This is a genomic window from Vibrio sp. 10N.222.47.A9 (genome assembly GCF_963872585.1).
GTDB lineage: Bacteria > Pseudomonadota > Gammaproteobacteria > Enterobacterales > Vibrionaceae > Vibrio > Vibrio splendidus.
On the sequence record NZ_CAWNBB010000021.1, the window covers coordinates 133,398 to 151,741 of the forward strand.

Annotated in this window: 15 protein-coding genes; 5 read left to right on the forward strand and 10 right to left on the reverse strand. The window is 44.8% G+C overall.

Going from position 1 to position 18,344, the window contains the following annotated elements; all coding sequences use genetic code 11:
* Positions 1-56 precede the first annotated feature (56 nt).
* The 3 genes from lolE to lolC are packed head-to-tail and all read right to left on the reverse strand — an operon-like array spanning position 57 to position 3,195.
* Entirely contained in the window at positions 57-1,301 is a 1,245-nt protein-coding gene (lolE, locus tag AACT19_RS04775) for a lipoprotein-releasing ABC transporter permease subunit LolE (RefSeq protein WP_004736253.1), read from the reverse strand.
* Positions 1,302-1,994, reverse strand: coding sequence for a lipoprotein-releasing ABC transporter ATP-binding protein LolD (gene lolD, locus AACT19_RS04780; RefSeq protein WP_076645514.1), 693 nt, complete (start codon positions 1,992-1,994; stop codon positions 1,302-1,304). It lies immediately after the preceding gene.
* Positions 1,987-3,195, reverse strand: a complete 1,209-nt coding sequence (gene lolC / locus AACT19_RS04785) for a lipoprotein-releasing ABC transporter permease subunit LolC (RefSeq protein WP_076645516.1) — start codon at positions 3,193-3,195, stop codon at positions 1,987-1,989. Before lolC ends, lolD begins: the two co-directional genes overlap by 8 nt.
* A gap of 227 nt (positions 3,196-3,422) precedes the next feature.
* Between lolC and AACT19_RS04790 the strand changes: the two genes are divergently transcribed.
* The 4 genes from AACT19_RS04790 to AACT19_RS04805 all read left to right on the forward strand — a co-directional run bounded on the left by AACT19_RS04790 (position 3,423) and on the right by AACT19_RS04805 (position 8,974).
* Positions 3,423-3,992 carry a hypothetical protein gene (locus AACT19_RS04790; RefSeq protein ID WP_009847150.1) on the forward strand — a complete coding sequence of 190 codons (570 nt, stop codon included), beginning with the start codon at positions 3,423-3,425 and terminating at the stop codon, positions 3,990-3,992.
* A 6-nt stretch (positions 3,993-3,998) separates the two neighbouring features.
* A complete protein-coding gene (gene mfd, locus AACT19_RS04795) occupies positions 3,999-7,460 on the forward strand; it encodes a transcription-repair coupling factor (RefSeq protein ID WP_017078944.1) in 3,462 nt (1,153 codons plus the stop codon).
* A gap of 63 nt (positions 7,461-7,523) precedes the next feature.
* Complete coding sequence (locus AACT19_RS04800) at positions 7,524-8,291, forward strand: peptidoglycan binding protein CsiV (protein ID WP_076645518.1); 768 nt, start codon at positions 7,524-7,526, stop codon at positions 8,289-8,291.
* Between the two features lie 137 nt (positions 8,292-8,428).
* Positions 8,429-8,974 (forward strand): GNAT family N-acetyltransferase, encoded by a 546-nt coding sequence (locus AACT19_RS04805; RefSeq protein ID WP_017080433.1) that lies wholly within the window; start codon positions 8,429-8,431, stop codon positions 8,972-8,974.
* 146 nt (positions 8,975-9,120) lie between these two features.
* On the opposite strand, the gene AACT19_RS04810 is transcribed toward AACT19_RS04805, so the two are convergent.
* The 7 genes from AACT19_RS04810 to hinT form a co-directional block, all read right to left on the reverse strand.
* The gene (locus AACT19_RS04810; RefSeq protein ID WP_004736261.1) at positions 9,121-10,410 is read right to left on the reverse strand and encodes an NAD(P)/FAD-dependent oxidoreductase; all 1,290 of its coding nucleotides are present in this window, start codon (positions 10,408-10,410) and stop codon (positions 9,121-9,123) included.
* Between the two features lie 510 nt (positions 10,411-10,920).
* Positions 10,921-11,460 (reverse strand): alpha/beta hydrolase YcfP, encoded by a 540-nt coding sequence (ycfP, locus tag AACT19_RS04815; RefSeq protein WP_017093527.1) that lies wholly within the window; start codon positions 11,458-11,460, stop codon positions 10,921-10,923.
* A gap of 108 nt (positions 11,461-11,568) precedes the next feature.
* A complete protein-coding gene (locus AACT19_RS04820) occupies positions 11,569-12,423 on the reverse strand; it encodes a phosphotransferase (protein WP_076645520.1) in 855 nt (284 codons plus the stop codon).
* A gap of 205 nt (positions 12,424-12,628) precedes the next feature.
* Positions 12,629-13,219, reverse strand: a complete 591-nt coding sequence (gene lpoB / locus AACT19_RS04825) for a penicillin-binding protein activator LpoB (protein WP_017107631.1) — start codon at positions 13,217-13,219, stop codon at positions 12,629-12,631.
* 86 nt (positions 13,220-13,305) lie between these two features.
* Positions 13,306-13,689: a YcfL family protein gene (locus AACT19_RS04830; protein ID WP_004736265.1), complete on the reverse strand. Its 384-nt coding sequence runs from the start codon at positions 13,687-13,689 to the stop codon at positions 13,306-13,308.
* Complete coding sequence (locus tag AACT19_RS04835; protein WP_076645522.1) at positions 13,689-15,080, reverse strand: COG3014 family protein; 1,392 nt, start codon at positions 15,078-15,080, stop codon at positions 13,689-13,691. Before AACT19_RS04835 ends, AACT19_RS04830 begins: the two co-directional genes overlap by 1 nt.
* A gap of 542 nt (positions 15,081-15,622) precedes the next feature.
* A complete protein-coding gene (gene hinT, locus AACT19_RS04840; RefSeq protein ID WP_004736268.1) occupies positions 15,623-15,973 on the reverse strand; it encodes a purine nucleoside phosphoramidase in 351 nt (116 codons plus the stop codon).
* 277 nt (positions 15,974-16,250) lie between these two features.
* On the opposite strand from hinT, the gene AACT19_RS04845 reads away from it, so the two are divergent.
* Positions 16,251-18,242, forward strand: a complete 1,992-nt coding sequence (locus AACT19_RS04845; RefSeq protein WP_004736269.1) for a methyl-accepting chemotaxis protein — start codon at positions 16,251-16,253, stop codon at positions 18,240-18,242.
* Positions 18,243-18,344 lie beyond the last annotated feature (102 nt).

Below are 18,344 nucleotides of genomic sequence, written 5' to 3' on the forward strand. Positions count from 1 at the left end.
TCCTTTTTTTGTTTATGCCGTTAGTCTATCGCGCAACGTGACGTTTACTTAGCGTATTACTTTGAGCTAAGCACCGAGGCCGGGTTTAGCTTAGCCGCTCGTGAGGCTGGGTACCATGTCGCCAGTAAGCTCAACACAATCGCGGTACCGGAAACCACAACAACATCCGTCATATCAAGTTGTGATGGCAAGAAGTCGACAAAGTAGATATCACCGGACAAGAATTGGTGATCGACCAACGTTTCGAGCCCTTTGATAAGCGTAGTGAGATTAAGCGCCACCAAGACACCTATCGCACTCCCGACTAAGCTGCCTAACACACCCGAGAATACGCCCTGCCAAACAAAGATACGTTTTACAAGGCCGTCTGATGCGCCCATGGTTCTTAAGATCGCGATCTCCGATGCTCTGTCTTTGACTGCCATCATTAAGGTCGAGACAATATTGAAACAAGCAACACCAATAACCAGTACCATCACCAGATACATAATGGTGCGAACCAACTGAATATCTCGATACAAGAAGCCAAATTTCTGTTGCCAGCTTCGTAGATACACGTACACATCAAGCTGGTTACCCACTTCACGCACAATAGAGTTCGCGTTCAGCACATCGGTCACTTTTAAAGAAACCCCGGTTACTGCCTCGCCTAGGTTTGCATAAGCTTGAGCATCGCCAATCGGGATTAGCGCCAAGCTGTGGTCGATCTGGCCATTAAGCGTCAGTAAGCCAACCACTTTCACTCGAACTCGTTTTGGCGCCTGAACTTTCACAGAACCGTTAACCGTTGGAATCATCAAAGTCAGATAGTCACCCACTTTCGCCCCCAACACGTTAGCCACACCAGAACCTAAGATGATTTGTTGTTGCCCTGCTTTAAACTCACTCCAAGCTTGTTTATCGATAAATTTCGATAGGCTTGATACCTGTTGTTCAAGTTGTGGGTCAACACCGCGAACTTCAATTGCTTTGAGTTCTTTGCCCTTTTCAGCAAGCGCGGTAATTTTTACATAGGGTGCTGCAGCTACAACTTTATCATTTTTCACCGACTGCTCAATCACGTGCTCCCAGCGAGTCACCGGTTCATTGACACCCTCGAATTCACCATGTGGAATAACGGAAAGTACACGCGACTCAAGCTCTCGCTCAAAGCCATTCATTGCAGACAAACCGATAATGATCACGGCCACACCAACGGCAATACCAATCGTCGAAGACAAAGAGATGAACGACACCATTTTGTCTCGTTGTTTCGCTCGGCTAAATCGGCCACCTATCAATAGAGATAAAGAAGAAAACACTTAGCTCTCCTCTTTTTCTACGTTGACCAATAAACCATCTTGCATGTGAAGCTGGCGATCCATCTTACCTGCAAGTTCACCATCATGAGTTACTACCAAAAAGGCCGTGTCGTACTCGCGGTTTAGTTCACGCATTAAGTCGTAAATAGAAAGTGCGGTGTTGTGGTCAAGGTTGCCGGTAGGCTCATCCGCCAACACCAAAGCCGGCTTATTCACTAAAGCTCGAGCAATCGCCACACGTTGCCTCTCACCACCAGAAAGCTCTGAAGGTCGGTGGTCAACACGATGACTCAATCCAACTTTATCCAACAGACGTTGCGCCTCTTCTTTTGCTTTAACTGGCTTTTCACCACCAATCAGCAGCGGCATTGCCACATTTTCTAACGCTGAAAAGTCCGAAAGAAGATGATGGAATTGATAAACAAAGCCAAGATGCTGGTTGCGAAGCTTCGCCTGCTTATTTGAGCTCAAAGATGCTAAGTCTTGTCCGAGAAAGCTCACGCTGCCGTCAGACGCATCATCCAATGCCCCTAAAATATGCAATAACGTACTCTTACCGGAACCAGAGGTACCAATGATAGCGACTAGCTCACCCTTATCGATTTCAAAGCTGACTCCCTTGAGAACCTCAGTATCTAACGAGCCTTCACGGTACGTTTTACGGATATCATTACATTGAAGAAAATTACTCATAACGAAGGGCCTCAGCAGGTTTCACAGACGATGCACGATAAGATGGGAATACAGTGGCAATCAAGCTAAGTGCAATAGCCAGAACCACAACAACAGCGATTTGAATTGGGTTAATTAAAATTGGCAACTGTCCACCAAATGAAAACAGAGCGACACCCATCGCCTCTAAAATAGTATTGAGGTTCGAAGCCAAGATCACTCCAAGAATGCCACCAGATAACGCACCGATGACACCGCTACTCGCGCCTTGAACCATAAAGATCCCCATGACTTGACCATCGGTCATACCTTGGGTTTTAAGAATAGCCACTTCAGACTGCTTCTCCATCACCACCATGATAAGTGCCGAAATAATATTGAAAGCTGCAACACCGATGATCAGCCCAAGCATTAAGCCCATCATATTTTTTTCCATTCGAACGGCCTGGAATAGTTCACCACGTTGGTCTCGCCAATCACTCCACAACCAACCTTCAGGTAACGGTTGATTAGACAGTTTCGCCACTTCAAACGGGTCTTCAAAGAACAAGCGCCAGCCTGAAATGGTATCGGATTTATAGCGCATCAAACGCCCAGCATCTTTAATATCTGTCACCATCAGTTGAGCATCAATATCAGATCCTGTATTGAATATGCCGGCTACCGTGAAATTTCGCTGGCTAGGAATACGTCCGAGCGGTGTGTATTGACTGGCACTGGTCACCATTAGGCGAACTTTGTCACCCATAGATACCTTCAAATTTCTCGCCAAGGTATGGCCAAGAAATAGCTGATACTGACCCGCCTTAAGTGAAGACAATCTGCCCGCAATCAAGTGGTTCTGAAGAGGGTCATCTGAATTAGGTTCAATACCGATTAATAGCCCCGCAGATAACTGAGCCGGACTCTGAATCACTGCCTCACTGCGGACAATCGGTTCAACGTGACCATTAAGCGAGATTTGCTCTGCAAAATTAGGCGCTTGGGCAGCAAGAGAGGTGGTGCCACCTTGCTCATAAACCACCGCTTGAGGAAGAACACCAAGAATTCGGTCTTTTAACTGCGCTTCGAATCCATTCATTACCGATAAAACAGTAACCAAAGACAGCACACCAATGGTGATACCTGCCGTCGACATATAAGAAACAAAACGGCTAAAGCGATCACCTGAACGACCTTTCAAATAGCGCAGGCCAACAAACAACGAAATAGGATGAAACATACTTTGAACCATCTAAAGGGGATGCGGGTTAATGTAACGGGTATTGCTGTTACTGTGTAGGGGTTAATTGAAAATATAGAGTGAATTAACTCAATTAGTTAGGCTTGAAAAACAGAACCTTGTCAAATAGCCAACTTTCAAACAACTATTTGAGACTTTCAATTAACTGACCTTGATTACTGCGGCCACATAGCGATAATCAATAGATCACTTCAAGGAACTAACGCATGACAGAACAAGAGTTTTTCACCGTTCATCACAGCCTTACCGCTAATATTGAGCCAATGGACAGTAACTTCGCTTTACCTTCTCAAATTCAATTCGAATCTGAGATCCCTGCCCCTTTTGTTGTGGCAAGTGAGTTTAGCCAATTGGACCTATTAGCCGACAGTGCTCGCAACGAACTGAAAAACAGCGACTTGAAGAATGTCATCAGTTTATTGGATGCACAGAACTCTAAATTAAACCTCTTGTTGAGCTTTATGTTATCGCAACAAGATGATGAACAATTTCGTACCCACACGTATTCATTTGGCGCGAGTCAGTTCTCTTGTTTTTCCAAAACAGATATCGAAGCGGGTCGCTTAGTTAAAGCTAAGCTCTTTATCGAGCACCCAGCCGCCGCTATTTATTGCTACGCAGAAGTCTTCGCTAGCGAACCAAAAGATTCAGGCTTCGAAATCAAATTCAAATACGCTCATCTTCGTGATACTGACCAAGACTTGCTGATCAAAGCTGCGCTTCATCAACAACAAAAGCTCTTACGTCAACGCTCTCTAGAACGAGATAACAAGTAAATAGACATGACAAAACAATCCATTTTTACACTACCTAAGCTCAAAGGTGCCGGTGATAAAAAACACATCGGTAACCTAGTTGGTTCATCTCTCGCGCTTGCTATCGCTAGACTTGCGGAGCAGCATAACAGCCATACTTTACTTGCAGTGCCCGATCCTCAAATCGCACTCAAGCTTCAATCAGAAATTGAACAGTTTACGTCACATGAAGTAGCACTATTCCCTGATTGGGAGACTCTGCCATACGACAGCTTCTCACCGCACCAAGAGATCATTTCTGACCGTATCGCTCGCCTTTATGCACTACCAACGTTAAAAGATGGCATCACGATCGTACCGATCAGCACGCTACTACAACGTCAGTCGCCACGTGACTTCTTGTTGCAGCACACCTTAATGGTGAAAACGGGCGACCTGTACTCGTTAGAGAAGCTGCGTCTTCAACTTGAAAAGTCTGGCTATCGTTACGTAGACCAAGTGTTTGGCCCGGGTGAGTATGCGAGCCGAGGTTCAATTCTCGACTTGTTCCCAATGGGCAGCAAAGACCCGTATCGTATCGACTTCTTCGATGACGAGATCGACACCATTCGTACTTTCGATCCTGAAAATCAGCGCTCTATCGAAGACATCTCTGAGATCCGTTTGCTGCCAGCTCACGAGTTCCCAACCTCTGAAAGTGCTATTGAAGATTTCCGCATTCGCTGGCGCCAACAGTTTGATGCGCGCCGTGAACCAGAATCGGTTTATATGCAGGTTTCAAAAGGCACTTGGCCCGCAGGTATTGAATACTGGCAGCCGCTTTTCTTCGACCATACTGAAACCTTGTTTGATTATGTTGCCGATGAAGCGCAAATCCTCGTTCTAGGTGATGTCGAGACTGCGGTAGATTCATTCCTAACAGACGTTTCTCATCGATACGAACAACGCGGTGTTGACCCGTTACGACCACTGCTGAAACCAGAACAACTTTGGCTACAAAAAGACGAACTGTTCGCACATTTCAAACAAAAGCCACAGGTCAATCTGAGCTTAGATTCAATTGAAGAAAAAGCCGGACGAACCAACCTTCCGGTTGTGTCTCTGCCTGATCTCAGCGTTCAACATCAGAATAAAGAACCTTTGTCTAACCTAAGAAAGTTCACTGAAGCCTTCGACGGCAAAGTGGTCTTTTCGGTTGAGTCTGAAGGCCGCCGTGAAGCATTGAGTGAATTGCTTCGAGGCATCAAAGTTCGTCCAAGCGAAGTTGAAAACCTCGACGCGGCGATTAAAGGTAAAGATAAGTTCACCCTGATCCTAGGTTCTGCTGAGCATGGTTTTATCCACGAAGAGCAAAACATCGCCCTTGTCTGTGAAAGCGACCTGTTAGGTGATCGCGTTGTACAACGTCGTAAGAAAGACAAGAAAAGCGTTAACAGCGACACTGTAATTCGTCACTTAGCCGAACTTAAACCAGGTCAACCTGTGGTTCACATTGACCACGGTATTGGTCGCTACATCGGCCTGCAAACACTTGAAGCGGGTGGCATGAAAACCGAATACGTAACGCTTGAGTATCAAAATGATGCCAAGCTCTACGTGCCTGTTGCTTCTTTAAACTTAATCGGCCGCTACTCTGGCGGCGCTGAAGACTCTGCACCACTGCATAAGTTAGGTGGTGAAGCATGGCAAAAAGCTCGTAAGCGCGCCGCAGAGAAAGTTCGTGACGTTGCAGCCGAACTGCTTGATGTTTACGCTAAGCGTGAACTAAAACCTGGCTACAAATTTGTACTCGACCGTGGCCAATACGCGACCTTCAAGTCTGGCTTCCCGTTTGAAGAAACGGATGACCAAGCAATGGCCATCAATGCCGTTATGTCGGATATGTGCCAAGCAAAAGCCATGGATCGCTTAGTGTGTGGTGACGTTGGTTTTGGTAAAACCGAAGTCGCGATGCGCGCGGCATTCGTTTGTACCGACAACAGTAAACAAGTAGCCGTGTTAGTTCCAACCACCCTACTTGCTCAGCAACACTTTGAAAACTTCCGAGACCGTTTCGCGAACCAACCGATACGTGTCGAAGTTCTGTCGCGATTTAAATCAGCTAAAGAACAGAAATTGATCATGCAAGATGTTGCCGACGGTAAGGTCGACATCTTAGTGGGTACTCACAAGCTGCTTTCCAGTGACCTTAAGTTTAAAGACCTTGGCTTGTTAGTCGTCGATGAAGAACACCGCTTCGGTGTGCGCCAAAAAGAGAAAGTGAAGGCGATGCGCGCGGATGTCGATATCCTCACGCTAACCGCGACACCGATTCCGAGAACGTTGAATATGGCAATGAGCGGTATGCGTGACTTATCGATCATCGCCACACCACCCGCACGACGCTTAGCAATAAAGACTTTTGTCCGTGAGAGTGATGACGCGATAGTCAGAGAAGCGGTACTGCGTGAAATCATGCGTGGTGGTCAAGTTTACTTCCTGCACAACCAAGTCGACACGATTGAAAAGACAGCTGAGTCACTACAAAAACTGATTCCAGAAGCGCGTGTCACCGTTGCCCATGGTCAGATGCGAGAGCGAGAGCTAGAACGCATCATGAATGACTTTTATCACCAGCGTTTTAACTTGCTAGTGTGTACCACCATCATCGAAACGGGTATCGACGTACCAACGGCAAATACCATCTTAATGGACAGAGCCGATAACCTTGGTTTAGCGCAACTGCACCAATTGCGTGGGCGTGTGGGTCGATCTCACCACCAAGCTTATGCCTACTTACTAACACCTCCCCCGAAAGCAATGACCAAAGATGCCGTCAAGCGATTAGACGCCATTGCTTCACTTGAAGACTTAGGTGCAGGCTTTACGCTAGCAACCCATGACTTAGAGATTCGTGGTGCAGGTGAACTACTCGGTGATGAACAGAGTGGTCAAATCCAGTCGGTTGGCTTTACGCTTTACATGGAGATGCTTGAACAAGCAGTTGAAGCATTAAAAGAGGGACGAGAGCCATCGCTTGATGACCTACTGCGTGAACAAACTGAAATTGAGATGCGCCTGCCTGCACTGTTGCCTGATGACTACATCCCAGACATCAATACACGTTTGTCTACCTATAAGCGTATTGCGAGTGTGAGTGACACGGACGAATTGGCCGAGTTGAAAGTCGAGCTGATAGATCGCTTCGGCCTTCTACCTGATGCGACCAAGAACTTGTTGTCAGTTTCTGAGCTAAAATTAGCCGCGGCGTCAATCAAAGCGAAGAAAATTGAAGCTCACGATAAAGGTGGATTCTTAGAATTCTACCCAGATGCTGACATAAACCCGGCCTACCTTGTTAAACTGTTGCAATCTCAACCGCAAAAGTTTTCAATGGAAGGACCAACAAAGTTCAAGTTTACGATACCATTGGTCGACAGACGGAAACGAATTCAATTTGTTAGTGATTTATTGGGCGAATTCAGACAGAACTTGCTGCCTTCAGCATAAGACCCAATCCACTTGCACATATAAATTATCCAGCCGATAGATCGGCTGGAAGACGGAGTAAAAATGAAAAGACTGATCCCACTGCTACTATTGTTCGTCTCACTGCCAAGTTTGGCGCAGAGACAATTTGATATAGAAGTGATCATTTTTAAGCGTGCTGTTGATGCAGAAAAAGTGAATGAATCTTGGCCGAACACACAGCCTAAGATTTCACTTGATCGCGTTGGTTCATTTCAAGATACCCAATACCGAGCAAAGAAAGGCGTTCAAATGCTGCCTTACTCGGAATACAAGTTAACGCCTCAGAAAGACAAGCTACGTAAACACGCTGGTTTTGAAGTGCTAATGCATACCGCTTGGCGTCAGGGCGACCAAGGTAAGAGCTCGGCACCTGTATTCCACATTCAAGCAGGTAAAGATTTCTCTAAAGACTTCAACGCTGACGGTTCAGAGAAAGGTGCAGTAACTGCAGCAAATACTGATGGCTTCAAAGAAGAAACCATTGATAAGCCACTTTACGAATTAGACGGCAAGCTGCAAATCTACGTTCAGCATTACCTCTACGCTGAAACAACATTGGATTTAAAAGCGCCGAGCGTTCGTGAAGTGACTCTTCAAGAGCAACAAATCGAGCTAGATTCACCAGTAAGTGGCGCCGAAAGCAATGTTCAAGTGGGCAACCTCACTGAAATCTCTCCGACGGTTGAAGTGGAAGAGTTCCTTAAGAGCTACCGCATGGACCAAAAACGTCGTATGCGCAGTACTGAGACTCACTACCTTGATCACCCGCTTCTTGGTATGGTGATTCAAGTTCGACGTGTGGCGCAGTAAGTTACTTGCCGATTCGGCTATAATTATATAAATAATTCAATCCGCCCTCCTAGTGAGGGCGTTTTATTAAGTGCTATCTATCTTTATTCTGTACTGACTCTCTTTGTTCAGTACTTACACGTTACTTGGTACGTCTTATGAGCCCTGACTTTCAGATCAATACACAAAATCTCAGCCTCAAAATTATTGAAGCCTCAGGCGCTCAAGAATTTTCGCAGCTGGTTAAGTCCTCCCCGAGTTTATTGCCATGGCTCGACTGGTGTCATAGCGAGTTTTCTATCATCGAGGCCGAGAAATTCATTCTGGCGACTCGCTTAAACTGGGTTAAAGCCGAAGCGTTTGGCTTTGGTATCTTCGAGCGAAAAAGCGATAAGTTAGTCGGTATGGTGGCCATTAATGAGCTTTACCACACCTTTAACATGGCAAGTTTAGGTTATTGGGTGGGTGATGAATTTCAAAGAAAAGGGATAGCCAAGGAAGCGATGATTGCCTTATTTGAATTTTGCTTCGCACTGCTCAAGTTAACGCGTTTGGAGATTGTCTGCGATACAGAGAACCTACCCAGCCAAAAGCTGATCGAGAAATGTGGCGCTGAACGTGAAACCATTGCTAAGAATCGCTTTATCTTTAACGGTAAGCCGAAAGATGGCGTGGTTTATTCCGTGCTACCTCCAACCTCTTAATAGCTTTAATAGCTTTAATAGCTTTAATAGCTTTAATAGCTTAATAGAGTAACAATCCGTAATAACACGTAGTCGACATGATCAAAAAAGAGCTCCGAAGAGCTCTTTTTTATTATCAGCGTAATGACCTTAAAAGGCTTGCCTGATTAGTGAAGCTTTAGGTTTGGACGAAGTACACGGTTAATACGACCAACTAACATCATCAGCGATGTTTTAATTAGTCCGTGAAGTGCCATCTGGTGCATACGGTACAAAGAGATGTAAACGATACGAGCAATACGACCCTCAACCATCATCGAACCTTTAGTTAGGTTACCCATTAAACTACCTACCGTAGAAAATCGGCTTAGCGAAACAAGTGAGCCTTTATCTTTGTAGATGTAATCTTTCAGGTCGCGGCCGTTTAACTTAGCAATGATATTGCTAAACGCACAACTTGCCATCTGGTGAGCCGCTTGTGCACGTGGTGGAACGAATGAACCGTCTGCTTGCGTACATTGCGCTAAGTCACCAATAGCAAAGATGTTGTCATCAAGCGTAGTTTGTAGCGTGTTTTTCACAACCAACTGGTTGATACGGTTCGTCTCAAGACCACCGATATCTTTCATGAAATCTGGCGCTTTAATGCCTGCAGCCCAAACCATGATTTGTGCTGGGATTTTCTCACCATCTTTAGTCGTTAGGCCGTCAGCATCAGCTTGTGTAACCATTGTAGTCGTACGCACAGTTACACCAAGCTTCGTAAGCTCAGAGTGTGCTGCACTCGAAATACGAGGAGGTAAGGCTGGAAGAATACGCTCACCCGCTTCAACAAGGTTAACGTTCAGCTTGCTTGAATCTAGATCGCCAAAGCCATAAGTACGAAGCTCTTTAACCGCGTTGTGCAGTTCTGCAGAAAGCTCAACACCTGTCGCGCCAGCACCAACAATAGCAATATCTACTGTGCCTTGGCCGTTCTTAGCGTGAAGCTTTAAGAACTGGTTGTTCATTTCTGTACGGAAACGGTGCGCTTGCTCTGGACTATCAAGGAAAATACAGTTGTCGCGAACACCTGGTGTGTTGAAGTCGTTTGACGTTGAACCTAGCGCCATCACAAGAATATCGTATTCAAGTTCACGGCTTGGCATAAGCAGTTCACCGTGATCATCTTTCAGTTCGCTCAGAGCGATCACTTTACGTTCACGATCGATGTCGTTCAGGCTGCCCATTTGGAAATCGAAGTAATGGTTTTTTGCGTGTGCGCGGTAGCTTAACGCATCAACACCCTCGTCCAATGAACCCGTTGCTACTTCATGAAGTAATGGTTTCCATAGGTGGCTTGCTTTACGGTCTACCAGAGTAATCTGGGCACGCTTTTTACGACCTAAAGTGCGGCCTAGCTTAGTTGCTAGTTCTAAACCACCAGCACCACCGCCTACTACGATAATTTTTGTCACAATGACAATCCTCTACAAAATGAATAAATGGGGTTCGGCTCGATTACTCCAACCGATAAATTCTATGTATCTACTCGGCCTTGAATGCGAAGGCTGTACAAATTGGATTACCGCGAAAAAGAATAACGACAGCTCACCGAGTAGTTAGAGGGGTTACAAGCAACAAACATTGACTTGCCGCTTTGCTCACTTGGATAAAAAGGTGACTACCTGAGAGGTAGAGCACAAATAATGGGCAAATTTTATCACTCGCTCTCAATTTTTCTTGATATTTATCAAAATATTTTGCTTGGGAACATTATATATAGCAAAAAGATGACCGCAACAAAAATCCTTACCCACAATGAGGATTCGCGGCGAATTAGTTAACGTTTGCGCAAACTTATCTATAAATGCTCAAACTCTTCAAAAAAATAACTACAACCATTTGATTAATGTTCGGCTCTTGGGTTCAGATGTAAAAAAAGCAGCACTCAATTGAGTGCTGCTTTTATAAAATAACTGGAATAATTAAGCGTTTTTAAACGCTTTCATTGTCTGCAAGTGCTGAGAGATTTTTTTGAACTTATGACTCTCTTTTTCGTCCCAGATGACATCATAATAATCTTCTAACGCGGCAGCTGTTTTGGTATTGTCGTGAATCTCATCTTCACGAGAAAGCACCACTAAACAGCGACCTTTGTTCTTCATACGATATTGAGCAACACACTTAGTCGCGATATCTTCGTACTCTTCTGGACGGTCAATTCGACCTACCATGTTGTTCTCAGGGTGCAGATTCGGGTTGAACACCACCTGCTTAATACCACATAAAAAACCAATACGTTCAGACCAAAAACCACCTAAGCCTACACCACAAATGATCGGATGCGGGTCATCGGATTGCTCTATCACTTTATGCACTTCTTTTAGCAAATGTTGCATATCGTGTTTTGGATGCAAAGTACTGTAGTTGATGAAACGAACGTCATCATCAATGAATTGCAACTGCAGTATTTTTTCGTGATTGCCCGGGCTAGTTGAGTCGAAACCATGTAGATAAATAATCATTAGTACCTCCTTGTTGAATATTGGTACGTTTTAATTAATCTAACATGAAAAATAAGGTTTTAAAGGGAACACGAACGAAATTATATTTTTCACTTCCTAAACGTGATCCTAGCTACATAAAGTGTGACTCAGCGCCTCTGCTTCACGCAGATAACTTTCATCGCCCCAGAGCTGATGAGCAAGTAAATACCATAGCATCGCCATCATCTGGCTTCTTGGTAACCATGCTTCTACCCCATCGAGCCAAGGCTGAACATCATGGATGCCTCGCAGCTGACAGTACTTGTTAACGGCTTCAGCAACCGGTAACCCTGCAACAGCAATGGTCAGCGTAAGATCAAGTCTAGGGTCTGCTAATGCTGCATATTCCCAATCAATAATCTTAATCCCATCGCTATTTCTCACTAGGTTATAACCACCTAAGTCAAAATGGCACAAAGACAGATCAACATTTGGAACACTCGGTGCTACTCGCCACTCTTGGTAAATTTTAGTGCAGGTTTCAGTCTTATGAATTGCATCAAGTTGAAGCCAGTAATGATCGACTCGTGCTGTGAAACTGAACGGCTGGAGTGGTAATCGCGCGGTATTAACCAAATGCACCGAGATCAGCGTCTTCAACAAGTCATCAAGCTCTAAGCCTTCGTAAAGCGTCCCACCCGCAATCCATTCAACCAATAAGCCTTGCTCATTGACCACTATTGGACTTGGTCCAATACCTAGACGCTCAATTGCGGAAAGCACTTGATACTCTTCATGACGAGAGATAAAGAAGGCTTTGGTGATGGGAGTGATTGGGCGCCAAACATACGCAGTGCCATCGGCTAACACCAACTTCCAACATCGATTAGTCAACCCGCCGGTCAGCGTTTGAGCTCTAACAGGTGGCTCAGAAAAGTAACCATCAAGCGAACTCAAACTGGTATCAAGAAGCTTAGCCTCAGACCAAGAAAAAATTGCCATATTTACTCCCTATAAACGTCTTAACTGCCCTATAAACGTCTTCATTTCCCTACAAAAAAGACACTGACCAAAAGCCAGTGTCTCTTCATAGACAGCACATCATGCACTGCATTGGCGTGTGACCAAGCTATGTGTGGCCAAGCTATGCGCTGCCAAGACTAGACGCTGTCAAAACTGGCTGCGTTTAGTTGGCAAGTAAGCGAAATTAAAGGCCTAGTAGGCTCTTAGATTGTTGCTTACGGATTTCAGTCTCGTCAGCCCATTCAATCAAGCCAGACTCAAGATCCATTAGACGCATCGTCATTTTGTAGTAAACGTCTTCGTCGCTACCGTCTTTCTTAACGATGCTTGATAGGTTGCCGTACAGCATGTATTGAGCACCGACCATTTTACCGAATTGAATTGCTGAGCTTTGGTTTACAAGCTCATCATTGTTTTGGAAGTTCAATTGGTCACGAACAGACTCTACACGGTCCATATCAACGAAACGGAACTTACCAGAATTCAGCATTTTAGTACTGATAGTGTCAGTGATTGACTCAGTATCGATGTGCTCACTTGTCTTGTTCTTGATTCGCTCTACGAACACGATTGGACGTTGCTCACGAGTAATGTAAGACACTGAACCAGACGCCATCATGCTATCGACCATTTCACCCGCAATCGTTTGAAGGTCAGTTGAACCGAAATCGATTGTCGTGGTTTCTACAGCTTGTGCATCACCGTAGCTTACCTTGTTTGAACAACCGCCTAAAATAACCGCTAAACCTAGTAGCGCAATGACACTCTTTTTCATTTTGTTTCCTCAACTTATCACTGAGCGGGGTTACCCACACTCTTAAATTCTTGTATTTACGAATCATTAGACCCGTTTTATCAGACTTACTGCTCTCGGAACTGGACTCTGAACTGAGTTGCTTTCGGGTTTACCGACACTTCCGACAACGAAATACTTTCAAAACCACGAACAATGGCTTGCTTCCAAGGGCCTTGTTTTAGGTTGACCTCAAGCCCTGCATCGTCGTACCAGTAAAAACGATAAAGGATATGTTGATCGCCTTTATAGTTGCTGTTTAAACGAACAATTCCTCGAGTGTGACCGTCAACTTGGTCGGTACGGATATCTTCAACCAACAAACGGCTGCCCAATACCTTGTCACCAAAGAAAACGTTCTGGGTCAGGCTATCAACCCTTACGCCAGCTGTATTATCAGCACAACCAGCCAGAGCCATAACCGCTGCTAAACTCACTAACCACTTTTTCATTACAGCCTCCCTAGCTGTTTATGCCACATTGTTGCATTGTTACCTTGTCGAGAAATCCACACCAAAGTGGTCTGTCCTTCTCGGATATCAAAGTCGTACGTTTTAGCGCCCGCTTCTAGCGTATATTGACCGCTATTTGCTACGAACGTACTGCTCTTAATCTCAGCCGGTAGAGATTGCCAACTGCGAGTGTCTGGTTGTTCAGTGAAAGTATTCCACACATTGAACAAGATATTGCCGACATCGTTGCCTTTGGTCGCTTCTTTACGGATACGGTCTTTAGCTACCACACGTAAAGCCTGACGGATAACAATGCTCGTCATACGTTCTGACAAATCATTCTGAGCCATCGCGTTTACATCCGTGATCAAATGTTCTTGTAACGGTTGCCCACTGATTCGCAAGGCAGAAAAACGCTCCACGTTTTGGCTCGGATAATAGGGCAGTGCCAGAGAGTATATTGCGCCCTGATCGCGACTGTCATAAACAGGTAAATCTAATCGCCAACTGTCCATTGCTTGTACAGCGCTCTGCTCTTGAAGAACAATCACTCGCCCTTCACCTGCACTAAGTTTAGAAGACTGCTTATAGCGTTTTTCTAATGTCGCTAAATCTTGTCGCATCCCTAAACGAGCAGCAGTTGCCATCGTTCTGTCGATGATTTCTTGGTTATCTGGCATCACAGCCAAAGCACGACGATAGTCAACATAGGCACTGTTTAAATCATTTGAAGCTTCATAAAGCAGACCAGACAAGAACATCAGATACGCATTCTGTACTGACTGCAGCTTTTTACCCGCATCAGGGTAATTAGCAAGGATGCTACCCACATTGGCAGACAGGCCTTGCTTCTTCGCATCGCTGGCTGCTTTGTCTAACTCAGCCTCGCGTTGCTTCTTTGCTTGTTCTTGAACTTGGTTGGCGCGACGCATTTCGATCACCGCACCTTCTAAATCGTTTTTCTTGAGATAATTTAAACCGAGATACAGATGAAGAAACCCCAGCTCATAATCGGCTGGCACATACTCGGTAATATTATCATTCACAGCCAACGCACCCACGCTGGTTGCACTGTCTGAAATCGAGATAACGGCTTTTCTTTGCTGCTCAGTTACCGCCTGATCCGCCACTTCAAACGAAGACTTACTCTCTGGGTATTGCTGATCCAGAAGGTTAATTCTACCTCTTTCAAAGTTATCAAGGATGTCACCCGCAGCATAATCTGGTAGCTCTTGTTGAGCCTCTGAATAATCTCCAGATTTAACGGCTTGGTAGATCTCTTTGTTTTGCGCGCTGTAATGACTGAACAAGTTTCCTGCAGACATACTTGCACAGCCCACAGTCAACGCCGATAACAGGGCAATGGAAGCGAATCTAAACTGTTGCTTCACTTATCGTCTCCGTGCATGTTTAAAATGCCAACTTTGTTAGGGTCTGTTGACCTTTCGTGGTTAAATTTTGTTCGAGATAGAATCGTTTTAGGCGCGGCAAGGAGTATGTAGCCTAGTCATTCTAAGTTAATACTTCTTAACAAAGCATAAAACGATTCTAGCCGAACCCTTCGGGCAGTCTTTGTGGTTCATTTCTACTGCGTTATCAGCTTCTCATGTAGGCTAGCTACACTTCAAAGCCTCTGCCTTGTAGAAATTTCCCACAAAGTGCTGCAAAAATCAGCTCGAAAGATCAACAGACCCTAGTCTCATTATCAAAACGAAACGTGTTGTAAAAAGGATCTCAAGCCAGTTGAAACCCTGCTGATTTAGCTTCTGCCTAGGCGATGCCGACATTCAGACAACAGATAGAACTTAAAGTTGGCATACAAACTACAAATTTTCCAACTAACTACTTGTGTTAACCCACTAATGAGTTCGTTTAAACTAGCTCATTAGCTTTCATTAACTTGTTAGCTTTGCATTAGCTCATTAACTTTTTATTAGCTCATTAAGAGGGGACCAAGTGGACGGCCACCAACCAAGTGCATGTGAATATGATAAACCTCTTGGCCACCGTGAGAGTTACAGTTCACGATAAGACGATAGCCATCTTCTGCGATGCCTTCTTCTTTTGCTAACTTGCGAGCCACGGTAAACATGCGCCCCATCATGGCTTCATCTTCGACTTCAACATCATTCGTTGTTGGAATCAGCTTGTTTGGGATGATTAAGATATGGCTTGGCGCGCGAGGGTTGATATCGCGGAATGCCGTTACTAAATCGTCTTGGTATAGTAGATCTGCTGGGATTTCTTTATTGATGATCTTACTAAAAATGGTTTCTTCAGCCATGTTTCTCTCCGATAAAACATTTATTTTTTAATGCTTTGAGTATGCGCTATGCCGCATCAAACCACAATAAATCTGCTTTAAAGCATAATAAAAAACACCGTTCAAATCAAAGAAAACGAGCCTTAGCTCTCAAGAATGACATGTTGGTTATAACTGAGGGCTATTTTTGACGTGTGCGTCATAAAATGCGTAAACGGAGCTCAATAGAATGCTGATAATTTTGTTAGTTTTACTTTGACCTGACATTAGGTCTGCATTTTTATTTAGGGAGAAAGCCATGAAGGGATCTGTGATCAAGCGTATGTACGCTGGTTTCGCACTGATCATCATCATGTTCGCAGTCACGATAACCATCATGATGAACAGCATGAATCAGATACACAGCAATTTTGAGAGTGTCTCAGAAACCTCACTACCACTTGTCGCGCTTTCAAATCAAACAAGTGTTCAATTGCTTTCTGCTGATAAATCATTCAAAGATTACTTAACCACACAAAACGCTGAACGCATGTCTGCAATGCGTACTGAATTTGCTGCGTCACAAAACTCGTTTTCAGAAGTTCTTGGAAGTTTAGAAGCGGCAAGCCAAAACAATGTTTCGCTCACTGAACGCATTGCCCAATTAAGAGCAATGGAAGAACGCTACTTCGCCGAAGCTGATGAAGCGATGAACAACTACGTCGCGATGTTTGAAGCTCAAGAGCAAGTACAGAAAGCATCTCGCGATTTCCAACGCTTACATTCAGAGTTAACTGTCGGCATGAAAGAGTACGTTGCCGACCAAAAAAGCATCTCTGTAAAAGTGATGGCAAAAAGCTACTTCATTAAACTTCAAGATGCTGAAGTGATTACCTCTGATGCGTTAGCCAGTTCTGATGTTGCCTTCGTTCAGAAAGCCGTTAACCAAAACAAAAAGGCCGTTACTCACCTTAACTACGCTTATCGCGGCCTATCCACACAACTGCCAGCACTTAAAAATGTCTTTGATGAATCGGTTCAGAAGTTCACCAAAGACGTTGGTCAAAAAGGCGGTGTGTTGGACAAGCACAACAACTACTTGAAAGCGAAACAAGCTCTGTACATCAACATTGCTAACTTAGCCGTAGAAATAGACCAAGCCATGGCTGTTTTAGACTCATTCAACGTGACTGCGGAAGAGCAACTGAACGCTTCACTTGAAGACGCAAGCAGCATCTACGACAAAGGCCTGTTCAATGCGATTGCAATTGGTATTGTTGTCACCGTATTCGCTGCAGCAATTGGTTACCATATTGCACATAGCGTAAGAGAGCCATTAACTCGCATTCTAGGTACATTAGAAGGCCTAACTGAAGGCGATATGACTCAGCGTATCGATATTCGTTATGACAACGAATTCAGCCGTGTGAGTCGTCACATCAACACCTTAGCCGACAACCTACGCAATATTCTGGTGAAACTGAATGACGCTTCAGACGACTTAACGAAGACCGCAAGCGTAAACCAGAAAACCTCTACAGAGACGCAAGCTCAACTGAACAGCCAACGTGAGCAAACGGCAACTGTCGCGACCGCAATGACAGAAATGTCTCATTCTGTACAAGAAGTGGCGAACAGCGCGCAAAGCTCACTTACCATGGTTCAACAAGTAGAATCGGCTTCTGAGTCTGGTCGTCAGATAATGAACACCAACATCAGTACCATTAACCAGCTCGAGGTTCGCCTTACTGAATCTGTTGGTGCTGTAGGTGAGTTACAACAGATGAGTAGCCAAATTGGCTCAATCCTCGATGTTATCCGTGGTATTGCTGAACAAACCAACCTACTTGCACTCAACGCGGCAATCGAAGCGGCGCGTGCCGGTGAGCAAGGCCGTGGTTTTGCAGTGGTTGCCGATGAAGTACGCGTGCTAGCACAGAAGACCACTCAATCAACGTCTGAAATCGAGACCATGATCAGCAACCTGCAATCAAGCTCGAAAACAGCAAGCAACGTGATTGAAAGTTGCATGAGCGATATGGACATGTCGGTTCAACAAGCTTCAAGTGCAAACAGTGCGATGGAAGAGATCCAAGCCTTGATTCTAGAGATCAGCCACATGAGTACACACATCTCTCAAGCAGCCGCAGAGCAGAGTGAAACTTCTGGTGATATTGCGCGGAATATAGAAGACATCAACCATATCGCAGATAAGAGTTACCAAGCGATGTCTTCAATTGCTGAGGCGAGCCAAAACCTAACAATTCTCGCAAACCAGCAAGGTGATTTGGTTCATCAGTTCAAGCTATAGGTAGCTGAGAAATTGATAGATATTTAGTGAGAATATTGGGACTTCTTACCCAATAGTGATAACTATTTGAACAAGGGCAACTTTTATCAAGGGTTGCCCTTG